Here is a 5,127-nt window from a genome sequence, read left to right on the forward strand (position 1 = left end):
TGGCAGGGGCGGACGGGGGCGGGCCCTTCGGTACGTCCGGTCAGTGCGTCCCGGTGCGTCCGGTCGCCGCTACGGGGCGACCTTCAGCAGCTTGTTCGCCGTGCCCGCCGACGGGTTGGTCACCGCGCCGGCCGTGGCCGCGCCCGTCAGCGCCGAGGCCGTCTGCGCCGGGGTCGCCGACGGGTGCCCGGCCAGGTAGACCGCCGCGGCGCCCGTCACGTGCGGGGTGGCCATGGAGGTGCCCGAGATGGTCTTGGTGGCGGTGTCGCTGTCCTTCCAGTCGGAGGTGATGTCCGAGCCCGGCGCGTAGAGGTCCACGACGGAGCCGAAGTTGGAGAACGAGGACTGCTGGTCGTCGATGGTGCTCGACGCCACGGTGATCGCCTCCGGAACCCGGGCGGGGGAGCCCTGCCCGGCGTCCGCCGACTCGTTGCCGGCCGCCACCGCGAAGGTGACGCCCGAGGCGATGGCCCGGCGCACGGCCTCGTCCAGTGCCTCGTCCGCGCCGCCGCCCAGGCTCATGTTGGCCACCGAGGGCCCCGAGTGGTGCTGGGTGACCCAGTCGATGCCGGCGACGACCTGCTCGGTGGTGCCGGAGCCGTTGTCGTCGAGCACCCGCACCGCGACCAGCTTCGCCTTCTTGGCGACGCCGTGCGCGGTCCCCGCGATGGTGCCCGCGACGTGCGTGCCGTGCCCGTTGCCGTCGTCGGCGCTGTCGTCGTTGTCGACGGCGTCGAAGCCGGACGTGGCGCGGCCGCCGAAGTCCTTGTGGGTCGTGCGGATGCCGGTGTCGATGACGTACGCCGTCACGCCCTCGCCGGCGCTGTCGGGGTAGTTGTACTTCTTGTCGCCCGCCTTGGCCGTCTGGTCGATCCGGTCCAGACCCCATGAGGGCGGGTTGTCCTGAGTCGCGTTGATGGTGAACTTCTTGTTCTGCACGACCTTGCCGACGGCCGGGTCCGCGGCGAGCCGCTTGGCCTTGGTCTCGCTCAGGCCGGCGACCGAGAAGCCGTTGACCCCGGAGCCGTAGGTGCGCTTCAGCTCGCCTCCGTACTTCTTGGCCAGCTGTTCCTTGTTCGCGGATGCGTCGAGTATGACGACGTAGCTACCGCTGATCGCGCCGGGCGCGCCCAGTCCGAACACCGTGCCTTCGGCCGGTGTCGAGGCCCCCGCGAAGGGGGTGGCCAGCAGGGTCACGGCGGCCGCGGTGGCGGCTCCCGTGGCGACTGCCGCATACCGGAAACCGCGCGAGCGCTTGTGAGTTGCCATCTGGAGGGTTCTCCTCATGTTGACGTGTGGGGCGTCAAACCTTCTGGAGAACCCTCTTCCGATTGACAGGCGCAAATCAAGAACGTCCCGGGGGTAACGGGTTATTCAACAAGCTTTCTTAAAAGGCCCCCCGCATCGCCTTCACCTCGCACATGGGTTCGCACGAACTCCCGCACGATTCCTCCACGTTCAGGCGCGGCGCCCGGCGTACTTCTTCAGCTCCCGGTGCGCCAGCGAACGCTGGTGCACCTCGTCCGGACCGTCCGCCAGCCGCAACGTCCGCGCAGCCGCCCACAGTTCGGCCAGCGGGAAGTCCTGGCTCACCCCGCCCGCACCGTGCAACTGCACCGCGTCGTCGAGGATCCGCACCACCGCCCGCGGGGTCGCGATCTTGATGGCCTGGATCTCGGTGTGCGCGCCCCGGTTGCCGACCGTGTCCATCAGCCAGGCCGTCTTCAGCACCAGCAGGCGCAACTGCTCCACGGTCACCCGGGCGTCCGCGATCCAGTTCTGCACCACGCCCTGCGCGGCCAGCTCCTTGCCGAAGGCCGTACGTCCCACCGCACGCCGGCACATCAGCTCGATGGCCCGCTCCGCCATCCCGATCAGCCGCATGCAGTGGTGGATCCGGCCCGGGCCGAGCCGGGCCTGGGCGATGGCGAAGCCGGTGCCCTCCTCGCCGATCAGGTTCGCGGCCGGCACCCGGACCCCGTGGAAGACCACCTCGGCATGGCCCCCGTGGTCGTGGTCCTCGTACCCGTACACGGTCATCGCCCGGCGCACCTCCACGCCCGGAGTGTCACGCGGGACCAGGATCATCGACTGCTGGCGCCGCGGATCGGCGCCGTCCGGATCGGTCTTGCCCATGACGATGAAGATCTTGCAGTCCGGGTTCATGGCCCCCGAGATGAACCACTTGCGGCCCGTCACGACGTACTCGGCACCGTCCGCCGACCGCTCGATCCGCGTCTCGATGTTCGTCGCGTCCGAGGAGGCGACCTCCGGCTCGGTCATCGCGAACGCGGACCGGATCTCCCCGGCCAGCAGCGGCTGGAGCCACTGCTTCTTCTGCGCCTCATCGCCGAACTGCGCGAGCAGCTCCATGTTCCCGGTGTCCGGAGCCGCGCAGTTGGTCGCCATCGGCGCCAGATGCGGGCTGCGGCCGGTGATCTCGGCGAGCGGGGCGTACTGGAGATTGGTCAGCCCCGCGCCGTGCTCGGCACCGGGAAGGCCGTGCTGGTCCACGAAGAACAGGTTCCACAGGCCCTGACGGCGCGCCTCGGCCTTCAGCTCACCGAAGACGGCCGGAGTGTCCCAGGGCGAGGCCAGCCGCGCGCGCTGCTCGGCGGCGACGGGCTCCGCCGGGTAGACGTACTCCTCCATGAACGCGAGGAGCCGCTCGCGGAGTTCCTCGGTCCGGGCGTCGAATGCGAAGTCCATGATGTGCCTCAGCCTTCCTGGCCGTTTGCGGAGGGACGGGTGCCCCGGAGGGTGGTCAGACCGTGCTCGATGAAGACCGGGACCAGCTCGCCGATCCGGTCGAAGCCCGCACCCACCGTCTGCCCGAGCGTGTAGCGGTAGTGGATGCCTTCGAGGATCACCGCGAGCTTGAACCAGGCGAAGGCGGTGTACCAGGCGATCGCGCCGGTGTCCCGGCCCGACCGGGCCGCGTACCGCTCGATCAGCTCGGCCGGTGCCGGATGGCCGGGAGCACCGCTCGTCGTGCTGACCGGGGAGTCCTCCAGCCCCAGGTCCGAGCTGTACATCACCAGCAGCCCGAGGTCGGTCAGCGGATCCCCGAGCGTGGACATCTCCCAGTCCAGCACCGCCCTGATCGTGTCGTCCGGGCCGCCGATCAGCACGTTGTCCAGCCGGAAGTCACCGTGCACGACCGTCGGGGCGGGGGAGTCCGGCAGGGCCCGGCCGAGCGCGCCGTGCAACTCGTCGATGCCCGCCAGCTCCCGCCCCCGGGAGGCCGCGAGCTGCTTGCCCCACCGGCGCAGCTGCCGGTCGAGGAAGCCCTCCGGCCGGCCGAAGTCGCCCAGGCCCACCGCCGCCGGATCCACCGCGTGCAGGTCGACCAGCGTGTCCACCAGGCCCAGCACCGCCCGCCGGGTGCGCTCGGGCCCGATCCCGGCGAGCTGGCCCGCCGTCCGGTACGGCACCCCGTCCACGTACTCCATGACGTAGAACGGCGCCCCGAGGACGGACTCGTCCTCGCACAGCAGCAACGGCTCGGGCACCGGCACGGCCGTGCCGTGCAGCGCCCGGATCACCCGGTGCTCGCGCCGCATGTCGTGCGCCGTGGCCAGGACGTGGCCGAGCGGCGGGCGGCGCACCACCCAGCGGGCGGCCCCGTCGGTGATCTCGTACGTGAGGTTCGACCGGCCGCCTTCGATCAGCCGGCCGCGCAGCTCCCCGGCCACGAGACCCGGCCGCGCCCGGTCGAGATGACCGCGCAGCCGCTCCAGGTCGAGGCCCCGGGGGGCGGCTGAAGCGGACGCTGACGCTGAGGTCATGGTGCGCACCTCCGTGCGGAGTGGACGAGGACGGAACGAACGAGAGCCATCATGCCGACCAGTCGGTATGTCGTCCAGTGTGCAGGGCCCACGAGTACCGGCCGGAGGGGAGGGGCGCCGCGGAAACCCTCCGCGCAAACCCTCCGGCCCGTACGTCGTCGGCGTCGGCGTCGTCGTCTGAATCAGGCGTGGCAGAGGATCGGCGTGCCGCCGTTCATCACCGTCATGTCCTGGAGCACCGTCAGTATGTCCAGCGGTGCGCCCTCCGGTTCACCGGCCAGCTCCGCGTACGCCCGGTGCAGGTTCGCCACCAGCCGCTCACTCTCCCGCCAGGCCGCGAACTCGCCGAGATCGGCCTGCCGCGCCACCTCCAGCGGGGTCTGGCCCTTCGCCCTGCCCTCCCGGGCGAGTTCGGCCACGTGGCGCAGGTAGCGCTCGGTGGCCTCGTACGCGGACGGGTCCGTCAGCGGCCCGTGACCCGGTACGACCGTTTCCGCGTCCAGCGAGCGCAGCAGCTCCAGCGCGCGCAGCGAACCGGCCAGCGAGCCCATCGCCAGGAACGGTGTGCCCCCGGCGAAGACCAGGTCGCCGGTGAACACGATCCGCTGCCGCGGCAGGAACACGATCGAGTCGCCGGTGGTGTGCGCGACGCCGGGGTGGATGACCCGGACCTCCGTTTCGCCGAGGTGGAAGGTCATCCGGTCGCTGTACGTGAGGTCCGGCGCGGTGATCTCTATCGAGCCGAAGTCGGTCGCCGGCCAGATCAGCTCCAGCTGGTGGCCGGCGGCGAGCTGTTCGGTGCGCGCGTTGTCGTGCCCGAGGATCAGGGCCTCGGGGGCGAAGACGGCGTTGCCGTAGGTGTGGTCGCCGTGGTGGTGGGTGTTGACCACGGTGCGGGGCAGCGGCACGCCCGCCGCGACGACCGCCTCGCGCAGGGCCAGGGCGCGCCGCTGGGTGGCGGCGGTGTCGATGAGCAGGGTCCGGCCGCCGTCGCTGACGAAACCGGCGTTGTTGAGGCACCAGCCGCCGTCCGGCTGGACGTAGGCGTACACCCCGGCTGCGGGCTGGACGAGGTACGGCTCTTCGGCGGTCATCTGCGGTCTCCCGGGGAGGCGTTGAAGTGCGCTCGGCATCCTGCCAGCCGCTCGGCCGCGGGGGGAGGGCGGGGTGGGCCGGTGGCGTGATGGTTGCTCGGGGGTGGGTGGTGGCGGTGCCAGGGGCGGTGGTTGTGGAGCCGTTCGGTGGGGCTGCCGGTGGCGTTGCGGGGGCGGGGGTCCTGGGGCTGTTCGGTGGTGATGGCGGTGGCGTTGCGGGGCCGGGGGTCGTGGAGCTGTTCGGT

The 5,127-nt window shown here is 71.5% G+C and carries 5 protein-coding genes; all 5 read right to left on the reverse strand.

The features are described 5' to 3' along the window. Positions 1-69: 69 nt before the first annotated feature. Positions 70-1,269, reverse strand: coding sequence for a S8 family serine peptidase (locus ACFXA3_RS34880; protein ID WP_385193732.1), 1,200 nt, complete (start codon positions 1,267-1,269; stop codon positions 70-72). A gap of 189 nt (positions 1,270-1,458) precedes the next feature. Further along, positions 1,459-2,709: an acyl-CoA dehydrogenase family protein gene (locus tag ACFXA3_RS34885; RefSeq protein WP_385193734.1), complete on the reverse strand. Its 1,251-nt coding sequence runs from the start codon at positions 2,707-2,709 to the stop codon at positions 1,459-1,461. An 8-nt stretch (positions 2,710-2,717) separates the two neighbouring features. Further along, positions 2,718-3,788: a phosphotransferase family protein gene (locus ACFXA3_RS34890; protein ID WP_385193736.1), complete on the reverse strand. Its 1,071-nt coding sequence runs from the start codon at positions 3,786-3,788 to the stop codon at positions 2,718-2,720. 182 nt (positions 3,789-3,970) lie between these two features. After that, a complete protein-coding gene (locus ACFXA3_RS34895) occupies positions 3,971-4,882 on the reverse strand; it encodes an MBL fold metallo-hydrolase (RefSeq protein ID WP_385193738.1) in 912 nt (303 codons plus the stop codon). Further along, positions 4,879-5,127: hypothetical protein (locus ACFXA3_RS34900; protein WP_385193741.1), on the reverse strand; the 249-nt coding region annotated here is incomplete at its 5' end. The genes ACFXA3_RS34900 and ACFXA3_RS34895, both read right to left, overlap by 4 nt.

Origin of the sequence: Streptomyces sp. NPDC059456, from assembly GCF_042750055.1 — a bacterium.
Lineage (GTDB): Bacteria > Actinomycetota > Actinomycetes > Streptomycetales > Streptomycetaceae > Streptomyces.